The organism is Lacinutrix sp. (assembly GCF_037625555.1).
GTDB lineage: Bacteria > Bacteroidota > Bacteroidia > Flavobacteriales > Flavobacteriaceae > Lacinutrix.
In genome coordinates this window covers 1-21,130 of sequence record NZ_JASJHV010000022.1, presented here as the reverse complement: position 1 = coordinate 21,130, position 21,130 = coordinate 1, and the positions used below count along the sequence as shown (strand labels likewise).

Here is a 21,130-nt window from a genome sequence, read left to right as displayed (position 1 = left end):
GTAGTTAGCAGTTGCTCACTCGAATTTTTAATAAAATAAAATTAACTTTAAGTTGAAATGCTTAGTGTTCACAAAACTTTTACATTTTAACTTTTAACTTTTAACTATAATAATGAAAGTATTAGCAAACGATGGTATTTCGCAAAGCGGAATAGAAAACTTAGAAAAAGCAGGATTTGAAGTATCTACAACAACAGTTGCGCAAGAACAATTAGCAAATTATATTAATGAAAATAAAATTAGTGTTGTTTTAGTTCGTAGTGCTACAACTGTAAGAAAAGAAGTTATAGATGCATGTCCAAACTTAAAAATTATTGGTCGTGGTGGTGTTGGTATGGATAATATAGATGTAGACTATGCGCGCGAAAAAGGAGTACATGTCATAAATACACCTGCAGCTTCTTCTCAATCTGTAGCAGAATTAGTTTTTGCTCACCTTTTTACAGGTGTTCGTTATTTATACGACTCTAATAGAAACATGCCTTTAGATGGAGATACTCAATTTAAAAAACTAAAGAAAAACTACGCTAAAGGTGTAGAATTAAGAGGAAAAACACTTGGTGTTATTGGTTTTGGACGTATTGGTCGTGAAGTCGCTAAAATAGCTTTAGGAGTTGGTATGAAAGTTATAGCCACAGATAAATTTGTTGGTAAGGCAGACATTAAAGTAGAATTCTACAATGGCCAATTTATTAATATAGAAATTGAAACTGAATCTATGGAAGAAGTTTTAAAACATTCAGACTTTATTACTCTACATGTTCCTGCACAAAAAGATTATGTTATAGGAAAAGTAGAGTTCGATATCATGAAAAATGGTGTTGGATTAGTTAATGCTGCACGTGGAGGTGTTGTAAATGAAGTAGAATTAGTAAATGCTCTAGATAGTGGTAAAGTTTCTTTTGCAGGTTTAGATACCTTTCAAGATGAACCTACTCCAGCAGTACAAATATTAATGAATCCTAAAATTTCATTAACGCCTCATATTGGAGCAGCTACAAACGAAGCACAAGATCGTATTGGTTTAGAATTAGCCTCGCAAATTAAAAGTTTGCTACTCACCAAAAAAAACTAACACTTTATAGATTAAGTTTAACATTTTACAAAAACTAAGCCTTAAAAATAACGTTAAGGCTTTTTTTATGTGCTTTCGGATTAATTAACAACATAAACAAAATAAAAAGATGTCAGGAATTTTAGATTTATTAGGAAGCGATTTAGGAAAATCAATCATTAGCGGTGTTGCAGGATCAACAGGAAACGATACCAATAAAACAAATAGTGTACTTACTATGGCTTTACCTGTTTTAATGAAAGCAATGCAACGTAATGCTTCAACTCCAGAAGGTGCGGAAGGACTTATGGGAGCAATACAAGGAAAACATAATGGTAGTATCTTAGATAATCTTGGTGGATTATTTGGTGGTGATGTTGACGATGAAGTAAAAAATGATGGTTCAAAAATTTTAGGTCATGTATTAGGTTCAAGACAACAAGGAGTTGAAAAAATTATAGGTGAAAAATCTGGCTTAGACGCTAGTTCTGTAGCAAATATTTTAAAAGTTACTGCACCAATTTTAATGGGTGTTTTAGGAAAACAAGCAAGTGCAACTGGAGTTAGTTCTGCAGGAGACATAAGCGGTTTACTTGGTGGATTACTTGGTGGATTACTTGGTGGAGCTAGCAACACTGGAGAAGTTACTCAAGAACAAAATTTTCTTGAAAAAATGTTAGACAGCGATGGAGATGTTAGTATTATTGATGATGTTGCAGGAATGGTATTAGGTCAAGTTACCAAAGGTGGTAGTGGCAGCAGTGGTATTGGCGGTTTATTAGGTGGTCTTTTTGGTAAATAATATTTTACAAAAGAATTAAACTAAATATTTAAAAGAGTCAAACCTTGGTTTGACTCTTTTTTAGTTATATTATTTAACTCATTTATTAATTTGTATTTTTAATAAAAATTAAACTCATGAAAAACACACTTCTATTACTTACTATTATAGTTATGGTTTTTGCTTGTAATGCTTCTAAAGAAAATATAACACCAGAAAATAAAACAGTGCAATTAAAAAAAGGAGATACTATTAAAATCTCTGGAGATAAATTAGAATACGATATTATTATTATAGAAGCAGGTTTTGGTGCTTACCTTGACTCTATTGCTAAACCTGAAGGTTATTATACACAAGGTTACTTAGAAAGTAAAAACATTAGATATGTACAAGCATGGAATAGTCGTGTAATAAATCCATCACGTTACGATTCTAACTTATACGAAATGGAAATTAATTATAGACAAGGGGTCGATTATGGCTACGATGTTAATTATAAAATATACAATTACTTCGTTTATTTTCAAAACAATTATAACCAGAACCTTTTAGGTACAAGAATTCCTCAAAATTAATTTATATTTGCAACTTCAAATTTTAAATAATGGAGCAATTTAAAAAACGTTGGGAAATTACAAAAAACTGGCAATTACTATTTCCTATTATAGGTTTATTGGTTTTATTCTACTCTAGTTTTAAACTTGCAGGATTATTTTTAAAAACATTTCATGTTGCATTTCAAATTGTACTTGCGCTAATAATTAGTTTTTTCCTTTTAAAATTAGTTTTATTTCTTTTTAAAAAGCTAGAAAAAAAATGGATTGTAAACCAACGTTGGGAAATTATAAGAATTTTTATTGTTTTTGCTATCACAGGATCTTCATCTGTATTAATAGGGAGACCAATCATTAAATTTATAGGAATTACTAAAGAAAACTTAAATGTCTTTGTATATTGGTTTTTATATATTATCATTGGTCTCGTTTTCTACCAAATTTTATTGGTAACTATAGGTTATTTACTTGGCCAAGGTCAGTTTTTCTGGAAATTCGAAAAGAAAATGTTACGTCGTTTTGGTTTAGGGCGTTTTTTAGATTAAATGGAAAAGAGAATACAACATATTTTTTATAGAAGTATAGCAATCTTGCTATTACTTGCTGTTGTATTACCTTCAGTTATTAAATTTGCACATGTTTTTGAAAACCATAAACATGAAGTTTGTATTAACCCTTCAGATTCTCATTTTCATGAAGTAGATATAGACTGTGAGTTTTATAAGTTTAAGATTAATCATAACATATATATTACAAATAATAGTTTTAATTTAACAAATCCTGTTTCTTTCTATAAAACAGAGATTAAAGATTATAACTTTCTTTCCAATCATCAGCAAAATTCAAAATATTTAAGAGGTCCTCCTACTTGCTAGTCTTATTAAGATAATAGTAAATACCCACTTAAATAAATACAATGAAAAATTTGTTAATATTTTTGGCATTAACAATATCTTATATTGTTAATTCTCAAGAATGTACATATACCTTTTTAGGAGAAATCTCAGATTTTCATGATGGAACACCAATTAACCAAGCTACTATTTATAGTAAAAGCTTAGATAAATATTATGTTTCAGATAGTCATGGAAAATTTAAAGTCGAAGACTTATGTAAAGGCATACTAGATCTTGTGGTTTCACATGTAGCATGCGAAACCAAGAAAATTAGTATAGTTATAGATGCAGATACATATAAATCTATAATAATGGAACACCACATACAAGATCTAGGTGAAGTTTCTATTAAAAGTTTTGGAATAAATAAAGAAACTAAAACTGGACAAGAATCAATAATAAAATCTGATGTTATAAATAAATATAGCGCTATGAGCCTTGGTGATGTTTTAAAAGAAGTACAAGGAGTTTCATCATTAAATACAGGTAGCACTATTGTAAAACCAATAATAAATGGTTTACATAGTAGTAGAATATTAATAATGAATAATGGAGTAAGACAGCAAGACCAAGAATGGGGAATTGAACATGCTCCAAATATTGATATAAATACAGCTAGTCAAATATCTGTTATTAAAGGTTCTGGTGCATTAGCTTATGGAGGAGACGCAATTGGTGGTGTTGTGGTAATAAATCCAAATAGAGTGATTAATAAAGATACAGTTTATGGGAGAACTATAATTGGTGGGCAAACCAATGGGAGTGGTTATAATATTACCTCTACTATAAATAAAAATTATAAATCAGGATGGTTTGGTCAAGTTCAAGGATCTTATAAAATAAATGGTGATTTTAAAGCTCCAGATTATTATTTAACCAACACAGGTCTAAACTCTAAAGGAATATCTGCACGTTTTGGTAAAAATAAATTTGAATCTGGTTTTGAGTTATATTATAGTTACTTTGATAATGAAATTGGTATTTTAAAGTCTGCACATATTGGTAACATAAAAAATTTAGCCACTGCACTTAATGCTCCTGTACCACTTTTTACAGACGATCTAGGTTACGATATTATAGAGCCTAAGCAAGAAGTAGAACATAATCTTTTTAAAGCATCATATTACAAACGATTTAAAAATTTTGGTAAAGTAGATATACAATACGACTACCAAAACAACCAACGTTTTGAATTTGACATAAGACGAGGTGGTAGAAGCGAAAAACCAGCTGTTGATCTTAAACTGCAAACACACACTGTTTCTGTAAATGCAAAAATTGATAACAACCAAGAGCAAAAGCATAACTTTGGTTTGCTGGCTAGATATCAAAATAATTTTGCAAATCCAGATACAGGTATTAGACGTTTAATACCAGATTGCGATAAATACGACTTTGGCATTTATACCACAAATGAATGGTCTATTAAAGACAACTTAATTGTTGATTCTGGTTTACGTTATGATTTTAGTAGAATAGATGCTTTAAAATTCTACAGAGTTTCTGCTTGGGAAAACCAAGGATACGATGAAGATTTTAGAGATATTATTGTTGGTTCTGTAGTTGCTGGTGAAGTTATTAATGATGTAATTAATACTAATGCTTCACAATACTTAACAAATCCAATTTTTGACTTTCATAATATATCAGCTTCTATAGGAATTAAGTATGATTTAAATGATAATCAACACTTAAGTTTAGGATATAATTTAGCAAGTAGAGCTCCTAATGCTTCAGAAATGTTTAGTGATGGTTTACATCATTCTGCAGCAAGAATAGAAACAGGAGACATTCGTATAGATAGTGAGCATTCTCATCGTATTTCGGCAACATATGCCTACAATGCTTCTAAATTTAATTTACAAGTAGAATCTTACTATAATACCATAAATGATTTTATCAATTTAATTCCTAGTTCAGACGGAATAATTCCATTAATAAGAGGCCCTTTTCCTTCATGGGAATACACACAAACCAATGCTTCAATTTTTGGACTAGATGTTACAACAAATTATCAAATAACAGAGAATTTAAATGCAAATCACAAATCGTCTTTTATAAAAGGTTATGACAAAAAAGCCGATTTACCTTTAATAGATATTCCACCATTTATTACTACTAATAGTATTAGTTACACAAATTCTAAATGGCATAATTTTAACGCAAGTTTACAATCTGAATGGGTTTTTAAACAAAATGAATTCCCTAACGAGTATAATTACACAGTGGCAATTGCCAATGAAGACGATATAAATGTAGACCTTAGTCCTCCTCCAGCTTATCACTTAATGCATATTCAAGGAGAATTAACCTTACCAGTTTTTAAACAATCTAATTTGAATATTAGACTTAGTGTTGACAATGTTTTTAACACTAAATACAGAAATTATTTAAACCGTTTACGATTCTTTGCTGATGAAATGGGAAGAAATATAAAATTACAATTACAATTAAATTATTAAAAAACAAACATTTTAAATTTTACCACTATGAAAATCAATTTTTTAAATTTTAAAACAATGAAAACAACAAAATTTTATGCAAGCGCTTTTTTAGGCTTAATACTTTTAGCATCATGTTCTAGTGATGATGACAGTACACCAGCACCAGTTGAAGAAGAAGAAGCTATTACAAGTATAGTACTTACTTTTACTAATCAAGCTGATGCTACAGATACTGTTGTATTAACTTGGGATGACGCAAACTTAGACGAAGTTATAGATGCAGGAGAAAAAACTGTTACAGGTGAATTCAATACAGGTGAAGTTTATAATGCTTCTTTAGATCTGTTTAATATTGATAGAGATTTTCTTGAAGAAGATATCACATCAGAGCAAGCAGGAATAGATGCTCACTTTTTTGTTTATGGTGCAACATCTGTAGAGTTTACAATGGAAAGAGCTGATGATGATTTCACAAGATCTGACAATAATAAGCTTGGTGTAAATACTGTATGGGCTGCAGGTACAACTGCTTCAACAGGAGATATTTCAATTCAACTTTTCCATGAATCACCTAGTGTAAGTGATGCTGACGGTTTTGGTACTGCAGAAGGAACAGATACAGATATTGACATCTCATTTGGAGTGGAAATCGAATAAATAAAAAGATACCTTTTTATAAAAGCCTTTCAAAATATAACTTGATAGGCTTTTATTATAAAAATATATGATTTTTATAATATAGAAAAACAGCTTATAAACTATATATATATGTTTTATTCATTAAATTATAAACTACCTACTCTTTAAATTCTATTTGATTGTTATTGCTAAAATATATTAATTATGCTACTTTTTTGTTTTACATGAGTTGTCGTATATTTGACCAATATTATTTAACACATAATTATATTGGTATATTCCACAGTACAGATTTCTATGACAAAACATGTCTAAACTACCAAAGGAACATCAGTTTATTGATCTTTCAGATTACGGGAGACCAATAGCTAGAGTTATTGCAAATAGCTTAAAAAACACTGCCTTTACTCCTATTCACGTTACTATAGCTTTTATTATTTCGGGATTATTTGCTATATGTTGTATTATAAATAATCACTATTGGTTTGCTGGTTTTTTTCTAATTTTAAAATCTATTTTAGATGCTGCTGATGGCGAATTAGCTCGTGTTAAACAAACACCATCTTATACTGGTAGGTTTTTAGATTCTATTTCAGACATCATTTTAAATGCTCTTATTTTTATTGCGCTCTGGTATATTACAGACACCAGCATTTGGCTTACTATATTTGCATTTTTAGGCATACAATTACAAGGCACACTATACAATTACTATTATGTTATTTTAAGAAATAAATTTGATGGCGACACTACAAGTCGCATATTCGAAGACGAAATACCTGTTGCTTTACCAGGTGAAAAACAAAAGCATGTAACCTTCCTTTTTAAGTTCTACAAACTATTATATAGAGCATTTGATAGTATTATTTACAAATTAGACCATGATGCGAGTAAAGGTAAAATATTTCCAAATTGGTTAATGACGAGTATTTCTACTTTTGGATTAGGCTTTCAATTATTAATTATTGCCGTAATGCTAGTTTTAGGATTTAAACAATTTATTCTACCATTCTTCTTATTATACACTTTAATGGTTTTTGTTTTTATAGGTATTAGGAAAGTGTTTTACTAAAAAAAGCACTCCTATAAAAGAGTGCTTCATTATAAATTTAATATAAAATTTTTATAACTCTAAAATCTGTGCAGCATGATCTTTGGTTTTAACCTTATCAATTACATGAGCCACTACTCCATTTTCATCAACTAAAAAGGTTTTTCTGTGGATACCATCATATTCTCTACCCATAAACTTTTTTAATCCCCAAACACCAAAAGCTTCTATTACAGATTTATCTTCGTCTGCCAATAAATCGAACGGAAAACTATACTTTGTTTTAAAATTTGTTTGCCTTTTTTCACTGTCTGCACTTACACCTAAAATCTCGTATTCTTTATTTTGTAGAGCTTTGTAATTGTCTGTTAAGTTACAAGCTTCTGCAGTACAACCTGGTGTACTAGCTTTTGGATAAAAAAAGACGACTAACTTTTTTCCTTTAAAATCTGATAAAGAGACAGCTTTTCCATCCTGATTATTTACTGTAAAATCTGGTACTTTATCACCTTGTTTTAATGTATTCATAGTTGTAATTTTGAATTTATATCTAATAGTTCAAAAATACAACTAATGACTAAGCAAGAAAAGGTAGATTTTGTTATAAATACGTTAAATACATTATATCCTGAAATTCCTATACCTTTAGATCATAAAGACCAATACACACTTTTAATTGCTGTTTTATTGTCTGCACAATGTACAGATGTGCGCGTTAATAAAATTACACCATTGCTTTTTGCTAAAGCAGATAATCCTTACGATATGATTAAAATGAGTGTTGAAGAAATAAAAGCCATTATTAGACCTTGCGGATTATCACCAATGAAAAGTAAAGGTATTCATGGACTGTCTCATATACTTATAGATAAACACAATGGTGAGGTTCCAAAAAGTTTTGAAGCACTTGAGGCTTTACCTGCTGTTGGGCACAAAACGGCAAGTGTGGTAATGTCTCAGGCTTTTGGTGTACCAGCTTTTCCTGTAGACACTCATATTCATAGACTAATGTACAGATGGAATTTAACTAATGGTAAAAATGTAACACAAACCGAAAAAGACGCAAAACGATTATTTCCTGAAGAAACCTGGAACGATTTACATCTTCAAATTATTTGGTATGGCAGAGAATACTCACCTGCTCGTGGTTGGAATTTAGAGAAAGATATTATTACAAAAACAATTGGAAGAAGTACTGTTTTAAAGGATTATAATAAATCTAGAAAATAGAACCGCTACAGTGGTCTAATAATTGATACATAATGTGAAATATAACTCATGAAAAAGTATCTATTCCTTCTTGTTTTATTACTATTAAACTCTTCATGCATACCTGTTAAAATTGCTCCAGAAATTGAAACCCATAAAATAGTTGTAGCAAAAAAATTTAAACGAAAGTTACCAAAAACAACAGCGTTTGTGTTTAATGACCCTATAGATGCTGGTGAGTTTTACGATTATTTAAATGCAAGATATAATTTAAGTCATTTAGATGTTGGTGCTAACACGCCTTTTAAAATAGATAACACAACTTATTATTTATCTTATAGTGAAACAGAACGCGAAACACAAACTATTAATTTGCCATTTGTAATTATTGATGCTAAAAGAGATGCAAATGGAAATTCTAGACTATTTGAAGACAATTATTCTAAAAGAACTGGCAAATGGTATATTTTACTTACGGTTTATAATGATGACTTAAAGAATTGCTTAAAAGAAAACTATCCCGAAAAAGAAAAAGTGGTTCTATATTTAGAATCACTTAGAAAAGAATATTTAACTACCCAAAATTATCTAGAACTACAATTCAAAAAAAAATCCTGATTAAAATTAATCAGGATTTTTTAGAGTCTAATTCAGAAGCGCTTCAAACTTCATTTTTTTATAATTTATAACACTTAAAGCTTTGGAATAATTAAGAATGAAACTAATGGTTTCATCTTTTGGGATCATTTCTTTGTTTTTTTTAGAATTTTCAGAGTAAATTTTCGCCATGTATTTGTTTATTGGTTCAAATAAATAACGTATTAATTACTCTAATATTGTACAGGTATTAATTTGTTAAAATAATATTATGTTTTTCTATTACTTTACGCATATTAATTAACGCATAACGCATACGTCCTAATGCTGTGTTTATACTAATACCAGTACGTTCAGAGATTTCTTTAAAACTCATATCTTGATACATACGCATTACTAAAACTTCTTTTTGATCACTAGGCAATTCTTCAATTAAACGCCTAACATCACTTTCTACTTGGTCTTTAATAAGTGCTTTTTCTGCATTTAAACTTGTATCACTCAAAACAGAAAAAATGCTAAACTCTCCACTATTATCAAACTTAGGCATACGATTGTTTTTTCTAAAATGATCGATAACTAAATTGTGAGCAATACGCATAACCCAAGGTAAAAATTTACCTTCTTCATTATACTTTCCTCTTTTTAAAGTACGAATAACTTTGATAAAGGTGTCCTGAAAAACATCTTCAGCAATATCTCTATCGTAAACTTTAGAATAGATAAAACTGTAAATACGTTGTTTGTGTCTTTTTATTAAAACTTCTAGAGAAGATTCGTCGCCATTAATATAACTACAAACAAGAGTAGCATCCGATATAAGGTCTTTTCGCATAATCATTACTTTTAATTGCAGAAGTTAGGGCTTCAGCAGGAGTTCTTAAATTTAAAAGTAGTTTTATGTTATAGGCTTGCTAATTTAGTTTATTATTATTGATGTAATATAACAACATTCATTCCGAAAAAACAAAAAAAATTTAAATTTTTAACATTTTATTACACAATAAACTTTTTTATAAGCTCCTATTTAAGTGTTATCTTTGTTTTTTTTTTCACACTAAAACAGCTATGAATACTAAGCTTTCCGAAGTAAACCCAAAACATAATATTATAATTAAAGGTGCAAAACTGCACAACTTAAAAAATATAGATGTTGTAATTCCTAGAAATAAATTAGTAGTTATTACTGGTTTATCTGGTTCTGGTAAGTCTAGTTTAGCATTTGATACGCTATATGCTGAAGGACAAAGACGCTATGTAGAAAGTCTTTCAAGTTATGCGAGACAGTTTTTAGGACGTTTAAATAAACCAAAAGTAGATTATATAAAAGGTATTGCTCCTGCTATTGCAATTGAGCAGAAAGTAAATTCTACAAATCCACGTTCTACAGTTGGTACAACTACAGAAATTTACGACTATCTTAAGTTATTATTTGCTAGAATAGGCAAAACTTATTCTCCTGTTTCTGGTCAAGAAGTAAAAAAGGATAGTGTTACCGATGTTTTAAATTATAAAAAATCTAAAGCTAAAGGTGAAAAATAATTAATACTAGCTTCTAATCATTTAGAAGAAGGACGAGAAATGAGCGACAAGCTTAAAGCACTAAATGCACAAGGTTATGCAAGAATTAAAGTAAACGGTGAAGTTGTTCGTCTAGACAAAGCAGAAGGTATTACTAAAAAAACAAAAGGCCTTTTTTTAGTAGTTGATAGAATTGTAATAAAAGATGATGAAGATTTTTATAACCGACTAGCGGATGCAATACAAACTGCTTTTTTTGAAGGTAAAGGTGAATGTTTTATAGAACAGCTAAGCGATAATAGTACTCGACAATTTTCTAATAAATTTGAACTTGATGGCATAACTTTTTTAGAACCAAACGCTCATTTATTTAGTTTTAACAATCCTTATGGAGCATGCCCTATATGCGAAGGTTATGGAGATGTTATTGGTATTGATGACGACTTAGTAATCCCTAATACTGCTTTATCTGTCTACGAAAATGCTATTTTTCCATGGCGTGGAGAAAGCATGAGTTGGTATCGCGATCAACTGGTTAATAACTCTCATAAATTTAATTTCCCAATTCATAAACCCTATTTCGAATTAACAGAAAAAGACCAAAACTTAATTTGGGAAGGAAACCAATATTTTGAAGGTTTAAATTCATTTTTTACTGAACTAGAAAGCAAAGCGTATAAAATTCAAAACCGTGTTATGCTTTCGCGTTACAGAGGTAAAACAAAATGTAAAATCTGTAATGGTAAGCGTTTAAGACCAGAAGCTAATTATGTTAAAATTAGTAATGCTACTTTAACAGATTTAGTTGAAATGCCATTAGATAAACTAACAGCATTCTTTAAACAATTAGAACTAAACGATAACGATACTATTATTGCTAAACGCTTATTAAAAGAAATTAAAAACAGACTCGCTTTTTTATCTAACGTTGGTTTAGATTATTTAACATTAAATAGAAAATCTAATTCACTTTCTGGTGGAGAAAGTCAGCGTATAAATTTAGCAACATCACTTGGTAGTAGTCTTGTAGGCTCTATGTATATTCTCGATGAGCCTAGTATTGGCTTACACCCAAAAGATACCGAAAGACTAATTCTAGTGTTAAAAGCCTTGCGAGATCTAGGTAATACTGTAATTGTTGTTGAGCATGATGAAGACATTATGAAGGAAGCAGACGAGATTATAGATATTGGTCCTGAAGCTGGAACTTTTGGTGGTCATGTTGTTGCTACAGGCACATTTAAAGACATCTTAGCTTCAAACTCACTTACTGCTCAATACTTAAACGAAACCTTAAAAATTGACGTGCCAAAAAAACGACGTACTTCTAAATATAGTATAGAAATTAAAGGTGCTCGCGAAAACAATTTAAAAAACATAGATGTTAGCTTTCCTTTAGGTATGCTAACTGTAATTACTGGAGTTTCTGGAAGTGGAAAGAGTACTTTGGTAAAGAAAATTTTATATCCAGCACTTCAAAAACAACTTACCGGTTTTGGTGATAAACCCGGACAGTTTTCAGAATTAAAAGGCAATTATAGCAATGTAAAGCACATAGAATTTGTAGACCAAAATCCTATTGGCCGTTCTTCACGTTCAAATCCTGTAACATACATAAAGGCATACGACGATATTAGAGCGCTCTACAGTAAACAAAAACTAAGCGCTATAAGAAATTATGCTGCAAAACATTTTAGCTTTAATGTAGATGGTGGACGTTGCGAAACCTGTAAAGGTGAAGGACAGGTAACTATTGAAATGCAATTTATGGCAGATGTACACTTAGAATGTGAGACATGTAAAGGCAAGCGCTTTAAAAAAGAAGTTCTAGAAGTCACTTTTGCTGATAAAAATATAGATGATATTTTAAACATGACTATCGACGATGCCATTGCGTTTTTTGATGCTAACCATGTTACCAAAATAAAAAACAAATTACAACTCTTACAAGATGTTGGCTTAGGCTATGTAACGTTAGGTCAAAGCTCTTCTACACTGTCAGGTGGTGAAGCACAACGTATTAAGCTGGCATCTTTTTTAGGAAAAGGAAACACGAAGGAAACTGCTTTGTTTATTTTTGATGAACCTACTACTGGCTTACATTTTCATGATATTCAAAAACTACTAAAATCTTTTAATGCCTTAATTGAGAAAGGACATTCTATAATTGTTGTAGAACATAATTTAGAACTTATAAAATGTGCAGATCACATTATAGATTTAGGACCAACTGGTGGTGAATATGGAGGACAACTAGTTGCCTTTGGTGCACCAGAAGACATTGTTAAAGTAAAGAGTTCTGAAACTGGTAAATACCTAAAAGAAAAACTTTAAAATTTTTAATTTTAATAATTATAAAACGAGAACATTAAAAGTATTGGTATTGCTATTAGAATTATTAGCATAAAATATATAAATGTTATAGAACTTGTTTTTATAAGACTTATAAACCAACCGTTCTCATAAAATCGCTTTTTGAGACTAAAGACATTGTACCTATTCCTGAAACAATTCCTGTTATAAATCTTAATGTATTATTACTAACGTATTTTGTATATGCTTGTATTGTACCATCTATATATGTTGGTAAAACCATTAATATAGACCACCACAAGGGATTCTTATAATTCCAAATAAAAATAAAGGCAAAATAAAATATCCTAAATTAATACCTGTACATCTTGAACATAATGGAAGTTGTTTTCCTTGGTAAAAAAATGAACGTTCAGGTAATCTATGACAATAGGAGAAACTTAATTTGGCTCCTTTTATTTTATAATCACTTATTTTAATCATTCAGAATAATATTTGCTTATTTTTTTAAGCAACCACAAAGTTTAAGGATTCAATCTTAAAAATTATTAAAAGATTATTTGTTGTTAAGTTATCAAATATTAAACTTTAATAATCTGCGAACGATACATAAACGTGTCTTCAAAACGTTTTAATCTAGGGCTCAATTTTTCTGCAAAAACAAGATATTGACATTTATCTATACTTTCTGGTATGCGGTTAATTGCTGCAAAGTATAATCCTTTTTCTGCAAATTCTGCATCTTCTAGAATGTATAGTTTTAATTGGCTTAAATCTAAACTATTTAACAAATACAGCTTATTTAAGCGCTTAGGTGTAGCTATTAAAATATCCTGTCCGTAATAAATCTCTTCACGTTGTTGATCTAGCGTTTGCTCATCGTAAGCAGTATAAATTCTAAGACTTCTTGGTTTTACAAATTTCTCAAATTCTTCCTTAAGTTTTAGAGCTTCAGCTTTGGTTTCTACTAAAATTAAAGCACGTGGTGCATCTCCTTCTATTTTATATTTTAGTTTTTGCAGCACACTAATAATAATAGTTGTTGTTTTTCCACAACCTTTACTTCCAACACAAAATAAATTAGCTCCTCCTTTTATTATTGGTAATGCTTTTTTTTGTATTGGTGTTGGTGCTTCAAAATTATTATATTCTAAAGCCTCTAAAATTTGTGGGTTTAATTTTTTAAAAGACATATTTGCTTGCTTACTTTAAGTATAACGCGAAACTACGTGTATTTCTTCAATTTACAAAACCACAACGTTTTAGTTTTTGGCACGATGCTTGTATTTATATAATTGTTCAATCTTAAAAACGAATATTATGAAAAATTCAATCTATTTATTTTCAGCTTTATTCCTTTCGAGTTTCACTGTTAATGCAGACAACACTAACAACTTAAACATATTAGAAAATAATGCTTCTACTTCTTACAGAGGTTACGGAAACTCATTTATTTTTACAGAACAAGGTGTTGAGTTTTCAATTTATGCAGATGGACAATTCGATTTTCATATGCTTAATTATGGACCAAGTGTAAATGCTTCGGTAGGTAATAGCAATGTAAATATTAGTTTTAATTCTGGTTTTGATTATGGTGCCTATGTACAGTATGATGAGTTTGGAGCTATTATTCAAATTGAAAACACACCTATATTTTACGATTATTATGGTAGAATTAGCCAAGCAGGAAATATTAGAATAAACTATAACAATAGAGGTTTTATTACACGAGTAGGTGGATTATTTGTGCACTACAACAGGTTTAACGCTTTCGACCGTTGTACAGGTTTTATAAATGTGTATAACAGAGCTTATGTTTACAGATCATGGCACAGGTTTTATATTTTACCTCCAGTTAACTACTGTGTAATTTATAACCAACCTTATAGAAAATATTATACTCCAATTCGTTACAGATACGATAGACCTTATACAAATAATTACAGACGCTCGACTGCTGTTGCTAGCAGAAGAGGTAATACTGTAACAAGAAACAGAAGTTATGCTTCAAGAACAGACGGTAGAACGCGTTTAGCGTCTACACCTAGAACTAGAACACGTAACAATACTATTGCTTCAACGACTAGAACAAGAGGTAATACTACTTCTACACCAAGAACTAGAAGTAACACAACTACTGCTACACTAAGAACACGTAGCAACATCAAGAGTAGTTCTCCAAAAAGAACTAGAACAACTAGTGCATCTCAAACAAGAACACGTACCAATAAAACAAAAAAACGAAGTACACCAAGAACTCAAAAAAGAGTTGTATCAACGAATAGAAATACAAAATCTAAAGCGTCTAAATCCTCATCAAAGACAAAACGTACATCAACTAGAAACAGATCTAGTCGATAGTTGAAATATATTTTAATTGTTAAATCCTGTTTCTTGTCTTCCCAAAGCAAGTTTCAGGATTTTTTTTATGCTATAAACATTTTCGTTTCTTGTAAAAGTTTGAAACCGTAAAATATCACAACATTAATATAGAATAGAATTATCGTTTTAAAATCTTATTAATAAGAATCGTTATATCTTCAGAGAAGCGAAAACGATACACTACAAAACCATATATAGCAGTAACAAACACCGATTTCACAAGTATATTAGGTATTGGGCTCCAACTAAATTCCCAAAAGTAGAACGCTAAACATAATAATGTAATTAGCAATAACACGTATAATGTAGATTTTGAAAATGGATGCATATTAAATTTCTTATTCACATACCAAATTTTTAAACTCCTATATAAAATTAATGCCAAAAATGTAGCTATTGCAGCACCTTTAATATTATAAATTGGTATTAAAATATAGTTAAGCAAAACTGCTACAAAAATAATTAGGGCTCCAAAAAAGAGAATAATTCTATAATAATTTGAATTAAAAATAATTGAATTGTTAATTCCTAAAAGGTTATCTATTAGTTTAACAACAGATATTATAATAACCACAAACAGAGCTTGGCTGTACTCTTCTGGCAATAATGTGTAAAGCTGATTAATATTTACAATAATTAAAGTAAAAATTACGCCACTTACAATAACAAGGTTTATAGAAGATTTTTTATATAATTCTTTAAGTGAAACGTTATCGTTTTCATTTATAAATTTTGCAGTTAAAGGATACGTTATTTGATGCATAGCTCTTGCTGGAACAGCAATTACAATTGCTATAAAAACTGCAACATTGTAATAGGCTATATTTTCGATTTCTATAAGTTTTCCCAACATAAACTTATCTAAATCTAACATAAACATAGCTACAGATCCAGCAATAATTATAAGGAAACTATATTTTAAAACAGATGCTACATCGAAATTAAATCTAAATGTCAATTTTGGGAACCTTAAGCTGAAAGCATAAAATTTCATAATCAGCATTCTAACAACATATACTAAAGCAACAAAAATAACAAACTGCTCTAAATCAATGACTTGATAATGCAAAGAAAAAAGTAAAACCATTATACAGATACGGTGAAATACCTCTTTCATAATATTACCAAACATACTTTTAAAATGAATTTTACTCCATGCAAAAAAGATTTCAAAATATGCCATTGCAATTGCAATTATATATATTAAATAAGCGTAATTTTTAATTATTGCATTCTCTGAAGCTAACCAATTACTTATAGCTTCGTAACCTAAAACACCAATAAAACCAATGGGAATAATTGCTAACAAAGGCAAAAACAGCATTAAGGTTAAAAAGCTATTTTGTTGATTTTTAGTCTTATAAGATGAATAAAATTTAACTAATGTATTACTTACACCAAACATAAAAAATGGCATCATTACATTAGCAGTTGACAACAAGAAACCTACTAATCCATAATACTCGTCTGTTAAGAAATTGGTGTAAAGAAATAATGTATTTATAGCACCTATTGCAAAACCAAAATAGGTTGTGATAGTGTTTTGAATAGATTGTTTAATTACAATTCCCATACATTTCTAAATTTTCAAAAAAAAACCCAAATCCTATGATTTTAGAATAACTTCCGATAATTTTTTTGTTAAATTCTCTCTACTATATTGGCTAACTCCTATTGGATTTGCCTTTAGACTTCCTATTTTGAAAGCTTCAAAATGAACTAGTAGTTTCATTTTTAATTCAGACAAAGCATCATAATAAAAATAATCTCCTGTGTTGGTTTTATTAATAATACTTTCCACATCAGAACCAGCAGGTCCAATAGCAATTATTGGTCTATTAGAAACCATGTATTCAAACAGTTTTCCTGGAATAATAGCTTTTGTATCTTTAGAATCAATTTCAACTAATAATAAAATTTGAGATTTTTGTTGATACCCAAGAGACTCTATATGTGAAACATAACCAACATTATTTAAATATTTAGTTAAATCATTCCTTTCTATTGCATTAATAATTTCCTCTCCAACTAATCCAACTAAATTAAGTTTGAAACACTTTGCAAAATCTTTATTTTCTGAAACTAATTCTTGTAATGCTTGCCATAAAATTTCAGGATTACGTTTAGATAAAAATGAACCAATATGAGCTAAAGTAAACTGTTTATCTAATACTTGAGAGCTAATAGTTTCTACATCGTAACCATTTGTAATTACTTCTATTGGCTTTTTAGTTAAACATTGAAATTCTGTTTTTGTAACATTACTTGTAACAATAATAGTATCTGCATTGTTAAGCACTTCACTTTCAAGTTTTTTGTGTTTATTTCTTGAGGCTTTGGTTAGCTTTAATTGTTTGTGATAGCCTATGGTTGTCCATGGATCTCGAAAATCTGCTATCCAATTTACATTCATGCTATGCTTTAATTTTAAGCCAATAAGATGTAAACTATGTGGTGGACCAGAAGTGATTATGGTGTCTATATCATGATCTTTAATATAAGAAGACAGATATTTAACTGAAGGATTTATCCAATTTTTTCTAGCATCAGGAATAAAAAAATTACCGCGCACAAAAAGCATTGCTTTCTGAACTATAGTTTGCTTTTTTTCGTCTGGAAAAATACCTTTACTAATAGTTTTAGTTGTTTTTTTAGAAAACAAACTAGCTAGTTTATAGGGTTCATTAATAGGTTGTTTAAGTATTGTTATATTAATTGGCACTTCATCTAACAAACTGTTATCTATTTGTGGATAAATAGGGTTAGATGGATGATAAACAATGGGTTCAACATTAAATTGAGGTAAATATTTTACAAATTTCAACCATCGTTGTATACCTGGACCTCCTGCTGGAGGCCAATAATATACAATGATCAAAACTTTTTTTTTATTCATTTATAATGTTCCAACGAAAACTTGAGTAAAATATTAAAGTTTATTTAGTGTTTCCTTTATGTTTGAAATAAATTATTTCTTCCTTTTAAATTTAAAAAATAAGCCTCCTAATACTATTAATAGAAAAATAATAGAACTTGCTAAAGTTATAGAACTTCCTGTTTTTACTACTTGAGGTTCAAACTTAAACTCTACAACATGCTTTCCTTTAGGAATTGCCATACCTCGTAGAAGGTAATCTACACGATTATAGTTTGACTTTTCATTATCTAGGTAAACATTCCAACCATTTTTATAGTACATTTCTGAAAACACAGCATAACCTTCATTTAGATTGTTAGATTCGTATTTAATGTAATTTGGTTTGTATTCTAATACTTTAATTGATGCTAAAGAGTCTGTTGTATATGTGTACGTATTAAATTTATCTTTTAAAACATATTCTTGTGTGTAATCTGTAGTTACAGCATCTTTTTTAGAATTCAATTTTGCTAAAGACACAATTTCTTCGTCTGCTGAATTTAGTTCTGTCAAAGTTTCTACAAACCATGCATTTCCGTTAACATCAGAATTTAAAAAAGAATAAGACTCATTACTTTCATCTTCACTAATAATATATTTAACATTTAGCAAGTTAAGAATTTCTATGTGTCTTGTAAAATCATAAAAATCTGAAAGTTCATCAATACGCTTAGGTTTTGCTGCATGATATCCATTAATTGTGTTATGAAAATAAGGTGCAGAATTTCCACCATTTGTCATATCATTAACTTTTTGAGAAACAGCTCGACCACCGCCAGAACTAACATCATACACTCTAAAATGATCGGGGTCACTCAATATCATCTGATCTGCTTTATTCGGTTGAAAAGGCCTTTGCACTTCCCTACTCGATACAAAATTTTCTGTATTTACATAACGTCTATCAATTCCAACTAAATCGAAAACAATTAATAAAGCAAATACGATAATAACTTTATTTTCAGAAATTTTCTGTTTAATAAACATATATATCGCTCCTGCTGAAAGCAATACTAATACTAATGAACGTAAGGTGTCGCTAACGAAAATAGATTTTCTGTCTGCTACAATAGCATCAACAAAATCTTGACCTCTTACTTCTGCCCAACTTGCATCTCTAATACCTTCAAAGCTTAATAAAATACCCGTATATCTAAAGATTAAAAATAACACACATAATCCTCCAGTGATTAAAGTCGCGAATTTTAAAGATTTATGTTTGTTTTCATCTTTTTCAAAATCATTAAGTAACCTCACTAATCCAAAAATAGCCAAAATTGGCACACACAATTCTAATAGCACTTGTATTGATGTAACAGCTCTAAATTTATCGTATAAAGGGACATAATTGATGAAAAAGTCGGTAAGCACACTTAAATTCTTACCATAGGACAGTAATAATGCTAAAATTGAACACGAAACCAACCACCATTTCAATCTGCCTTTTACCATAAACAATGCAAAAACAAATAAAAATAATATTACTGCCCCAATATAAGCTGGAGCTTCTACAATTGGTTGATTCCCCCAATAAGTTGGAATTACTTTAGCAGCTTCTGAAGCCTCATAAGGAGGCACATTTCTACTTCTATAAAATTTATAAAAGGCAGAGTCTTTACCTAAATCTTCACGCATTCCTCCACCTAGAAACCGTGGTATAAATAGGTTGAATGTTTCCCAATACCCATAACTATATTCTGTTATTTTATGTCTAACTAAGCCAGAACTAATTTCTTTTCTTGGAGAACCATCTGGGTTTATGGTTAATTCTGATTTGCTACGGGTACTCTCTTTTACGTATTCTTGCGTAGCCATAATATTAGTAGCATTTAAACCAATTGCAAGAATTACAGCTGCTAATAAAACACCTATTGATTTAAAAAAATGTGGTACTATTTTCTTCTTATAAGCATCTATTAAATAAACAATTCCAATAATAATTACTAGAAACATTAAATAATACGTCATTTGAAAATGATTTGCCACGAGTTCTAATCCCATAGCAATGGCAGTAACTGTAAATCCTATTATGTATTTTTTTCTAAAGGTTAAAATAATACCACTTAAAACCAATGGCATGTAGGCTATTGCATGTGCTTTACTATTATGACCAACACCAAGAATTATTATTAAATACGTGGAGAAGCCAAATGCCAATGCACCAAGTGCTGCAAGTTTGAAATTTACTTTTAGACATAACAGTAATATATATAAGCCTACAAAATATAAGAAGAGATAATCTGCTGGTCGTGTTAGAAACCGAAGTCCTAAATCTAAACTTTTTATATAAGTATAAGGGTACCTTGCTCCTAATTGATAAGTAGGCATACCACCAAAAGCACTGTTTGTCCAATAGGCTTCTTCTCCAGTTTTCTCTTTAAAATCGAGTTGCTGTTTGGCCATACCTTTATATTGCAAAATATCACTTTGCAATATTTGTTTTCCTTGTAAAACAGGACTAAAATAGGCTAAGGACAGAATAATAAACCCTACCAACACAAGTATATGTGGCAAGATTTTTTTTAAAGTTGATTGCATAAATAATAGAATAATTCTTAAAACCGAAAATTAATCAATTTCTTCGTAATCTACATATTCGCCAACCGTTTTGTTTGAAGTTTTATTTCTAGGCATATTATCTATACTTATTTCGCCTTCTTTTTTTGGAGGAGGTTGTTGCCTTTGGTTTCCAAAGTCTTTAAACTGTCCACTAAAACGTTCGGTTGCTTTTTTAGTAAAGTATTTTAGTATTAATGGTCCAAAATATTTTGA

Annotated in this window: 18 protein-coding genes and 2 pseudogenes; 12 read left to right on the top strand and 8 right to left on the bottom strand. The window is 29.8% G+C overall.

From position 1 onward, the window contains the following. Positions 1-112 precede the first annotated feature (112 nt). The 8 genes from QNK89_RS01315 (at position 113) to QNK89_RS01280 (ending at position 7,440) form a co-directional block, all read left to right on the top strand. A complete protein-coding gene (locus QNK89_RS01315; protein WP_340169177.1) occupies positions 113-1,075 on the top strand; it encodes a D-2-hydroxyacid dehydrogenase in 963 nt (320 codons plus the stop codon). Between the two features lie 109 nt (positions 1,076-1,184). Beyond that, positions 1,185-1,856, top strand: coding sequence for a DUF937 domain-containing protein (locus QNK89_RS01310; protein ID WP_340169176.1), 672 nt, complete (start codon positions 1,185-1,187; stop codon positions 1,854-1,856). Positions 1,857-1,972: 116 nt separating this feature from the next. Beyond that, on the top strand, positions 1,973-2,410 hold the full coding sequence (locus QNK89_RS01305) for a DUF6146 family protein (protein ID WP_340169175.1): 438 nt from the start codon (positions 1,973-1,975) through the stop codon (positions 2,408-2,410). 29 nt (positions 2,411-2,439) lie between these two features. Continuing rightward, on the top strand, positions 2,440-2,934 hold the full coding sequence (locus QNK89_RS01300) for a DUF6787 family protein (RefSeq protein ID WP_340169174.1): 495 nt from the start codon (positions 2,440-2,442) through the stop codon (positions 2,932-2,934). Next, positions 2,935-3,264: a hypothetical protein gene (locus tag QNK89_RS01295; protein WP_340169173.1), complete on the top strand. Its 330-nt coding sequence runs from the start codon at positions 2,935-2,937 to the stop codon at positions 3,262-3,264. A 62-nt stretch (positions 3,265-3,326) separates the two neighbouring features. Continuing rightward, positions 3,327-5,747 carry a TonB-dependent receptor gene (locus QNK89_RS01290; protein ID WP_340169172.1) on the top strand — a complete coding sequence of 807 codons (2,421 nt, stop codon included), beginning with the start codon at positions 3,327-3,329 and terminating at the stop codon, positions 5,745-5,747. Between the two features lie 57 nt (positions 5,748-5,804). Further along, on the top strand, positions 5,805-6,386 hold the full coding sequence (locus tag QNK89_RS01285; RefSeq protein ID WP_340169171.1) for a hypothetical protein: 582 nt from the start codon (positions 5,805-5,807) through the stop codon (positions 6,384-6,386). Between the two features lie 289 nt (positions 6,387-6,675). Beyond that, the gene (locus tag QNK89_RS01280) at positions 6,676-7,440 is read left to right on the top strand and encodes a CDP-alcohol phosphatidyltransferase family protein (protein WP_340169170.1); all 765 of its coding nucleotides are present in this window, start codon (positions 6,676-6,678) and stop codon (positions 7,438-7,440) included. 51 nt (positions 7,441-7,491) lie between these two features. Here QNK89_RS01280 and bcp read toward each other — a convergent pair whose 3' ends face one another. Further along, positions 7,492-7,947, bottom strand: coding sequence for a thioredoxin-dependent thiol peroxidase (bcp, locus tag QNK89_RS01275; protein ID WP_340169169.1), 456 nt, complete (start codon positions 7,945-7,947; stop codon positions 7,492-7,494). Between the two features lie 45 nt (positions 7,948-7,992). Between bcp and nth the strand changes: the two genes are divergently transcribed. Together nth and QNK89_RS01265 are read left to right on the top strand one after the other, a co-directional pair. After that, positions 7,993-8,649, top strand: a complete 657-nt coding sequence (gene nth, locus QNK89_RS01270) for an endonuclease III (RefSeq protein ID WP_340169168.1) — start codon at positions 7,993-7,995, stop codon at positions 8,647-8,649. A gap of 48 nt (positions 8,650-8,697) precedes the next feature. Beyond that, entirely contained in the window at positions 8,698-9,246 is a 549-nt protein-coding gene (locus QNK89_RS01265; protein ID WP_340169167.1) for a hypothetical protein, read from the top strand. Between the two features lie 229 nt (positions 9,247-9,475). Here QNK89_RS01265 and QNK89_RS01260 read toward each other — a convergent pair whose 3' ends face one another. Beyond that, complete coding sequence (locus tag QNK89_RS01260; protein WP_340169166.1) at positions 9,476-10,060, bottom strand: sigma-70 family RNA polymerase sigma factor; 585 nt, start codon at positions 10,058-10,060, stop codon at positions 9,476-9,478. Between the two features lie 233 nt (positions 10,061-10,293). On the opposite strand from QNK89_RS01260, the pseudogene uvrA reads away from it, so the two are divergent. Beyond that, positions 10,294-13,080: pseudogene (uvrA, locus tag QNK89_RS01255) on the top strand (excinuclease ABC subunit UvrA). 109 nt (positions 13,081-13,189) lie between these two features. On the opposite strand, the pseudogene QNK89_RS01250 reads toward uvrA, so the two are convergent. Together QNK89_RS01250 and QNK89_RS01245 are read right to left on the bottom strand one after the other, a co-directional pair. Beyond that, positions 13,190-13,542: pseudogene (locus QNK89_RS01250) on the bottom strand (DUF2085 domain-containing protein). A gap of 98 nt (positions 13,543-13,640) precedes the next feature. Then, the gene (locus tag QNK89_RS01245) at positions 13,641-14,252 is read right to left on the bottom strand and encodes a DEAD/DEAH box helicase (RefSeq protein ID WP_340169165.1); all 612 of its coding nucleotides are present in this window, start codon (positions 14,250-14,252) and stop codon (positions 13,641-13,643) included. 127 nt (positions 14,253-14,379) lie between these two features. Here QNK89_RS01245 and QNK89_RS01240 point away from each other — a divergent pair, with 127 nt between their 5' ends. Then, positions 14,380-15,420: a hypothetical protein gene (locus tag QNK89_RS01240; protein WP_340169164.1), complete on the top strand. Its 1,041-nt coding sequence runs from the start codon at positions 14,380-14,382 to the stop codon at positions 15,418-15,420. Between the two features lie 139 nt (positions 15,421-15,559). Here QNK89_RS01240 and QNK89_RS01235 read toward each other — a convergent pair whose 3' ends face one another. The 4 genes from QNK89_RS01235 to QNK89_RS01220 all read right to left on the bottom strand — a co-directional run. After that, complete coding sequence (locus QNK89_RS01235; RefSeq protein ID WP_340169163.1) at positions 15,560-17,014, bottom strand: polysaccharide biosynthesis C-terminal domain-containing protein; 1,455 nt, start codon at positions 17,012-17,014, stop codon at positions 15,560-15,562. A 33-nt stretch (positions 17,015-17,047) separates the two neighbouring features. Next, positions 17,048-18,337 (bottom strand): glycosyltransferase, encoded by a 1,290-nt coding sequence (locus QNK89_RS01230; RefSeq protein WP_340169162.1) that lies wholly within the window; start codon positions 18,335-18,337, stop codon positions 17,048-17,050. Between the two features lie 72 nt (positions 18,338-18,409). Continuing rightward, positions 18,410-20,896 carry a YfhO family protein gene (locus tag QNK89_RS01225; RefSeq protein WP_340169161.1) on the bottom strand — a complete coding sequence of 829 codons (2,487 nt, stop codon included), beginning with the start codon at positions 20,894-20,896 and terminating at the stop codon, positions 18,410-18,412. 30 nt (positions 20,897-20,926) lie between these two features. Continuing rightward, positions 20,927-21,130 (bottom strand): DUF4834 domain-containing protein (locus tag QNK89_RS01220; RefSeq protein WP_340169160.1); only part of this gene is annotated, 204 nt, incomplete at its 5' end.

Bases quoted from the DNA above. Each gene is read 5' to 3' on its own strand.
- bcp (WP_340169169.1), bottom strand. From the start codon at position 7,947: ATGAATACATTAAAACAAGGTGATAAAGTACCAGATTTTACAGTAAAT.
- QNK89_RS01240 (WP_340169164.1), top strand. From the start codon at position 14,380: ATGAAAAATTCAATCTATTTATTTTCAGCTTTATTCCTTTCGAGTTTC.
- QNK89_RS01225 (WP_340169161.1), bottom strand. From the start codon at position 20,896: ATGCAATCAACTTTAAAAAAAATCTTGCCACATATACTTGTGTTGGTA.
- QNK89_RS01305 (WP_340169175.1), top strand. From the start codon at position 1,973: ATGAAAAACACACTTCTATTACTTACTATTATAGTTATGGTTTTTGCT.
- QNK89_RS01285 (WP_340169171.1), top strand. From the start codon at position 5,805: ATGAAAACAACAAAATTTTATGCAAGCGCTTTTTTAGGCTTAATACTT.
- nth (WP_340169168.1), top strand. From the start codon at position 7,993: ATGACTAAGCAAGAAAAGGTAGATTTTGTTATAAATACGTTAAATACA.
- QNK89_RS01280 (WP_340169170.1), top strand. From the start codon at position 6,676: ATGTCTAAACTACCAAAGGAACATCAGTTTATTGATCTTTCAGATTAC.
- QNK89_RS01315 (WP_340169177.1), top strand. From the start codon at position 113: ATGAAAGTATTAGCAAACGATGGTATTTCGCAAAGCGGAATAGAAAAC.
- QNK89_RS01300 (WP_340169174.1), top strand. From the start codon at position 2,440: ATGGAGCAATTTAAAAAACGTTGGGAAATTACAAAAAACTGGCAATTA.
- QNK89_RS01230 (WP_340169162.1), bottom strand. From the start codon at position 18,337: ATGAATAAAAAAAAAGTTTTGATCATTGTATATTATTGGCCTCCAGCA.
- QNK89_RS01260 (WP_340169166.1), bottom strand. From the start codon at position 10,060: ATGCGAAAAGACCTTATATCGGATGCTACTCTTGTTTGTAGTTATATT.
- QNK89_RS01235 (WP_340169163.1), bottom strand. From the start codon at position 17,014: ATGGGAATTGTAATTAAACAATCTATTCAAAACACTATCACAACCTAT.
- QNK89_RS01245 (WP_340169165.1), bottom strand. From the start codon at position 14,252: ATGTCTTTTAAAAAATTAAACCCACAAATTTTAGAGGCTTTAGAATAT.
- QNK89_RS01310 (WP_340169176.1), top strand. From the start codon at position 1,185: ATGTCAGGAATTTTAGATTTATTAGGAAGCGATTTAGGAAAATCAATC.
- QNK89_RS01295 (WP_340169173.1), top strand. From the start codon at position 2,935: ATGGAAAAGAGAATACAACATATTTTTTATAGAAGTATAGCAATCTTG.
- QNK89_RS01265 (WP_340169167.1), top strand. From the start codon at position 8,698: ATGAAAAAGTATCTATTCCTTCTTGTTTTATTACTATTAAACTCTTCA.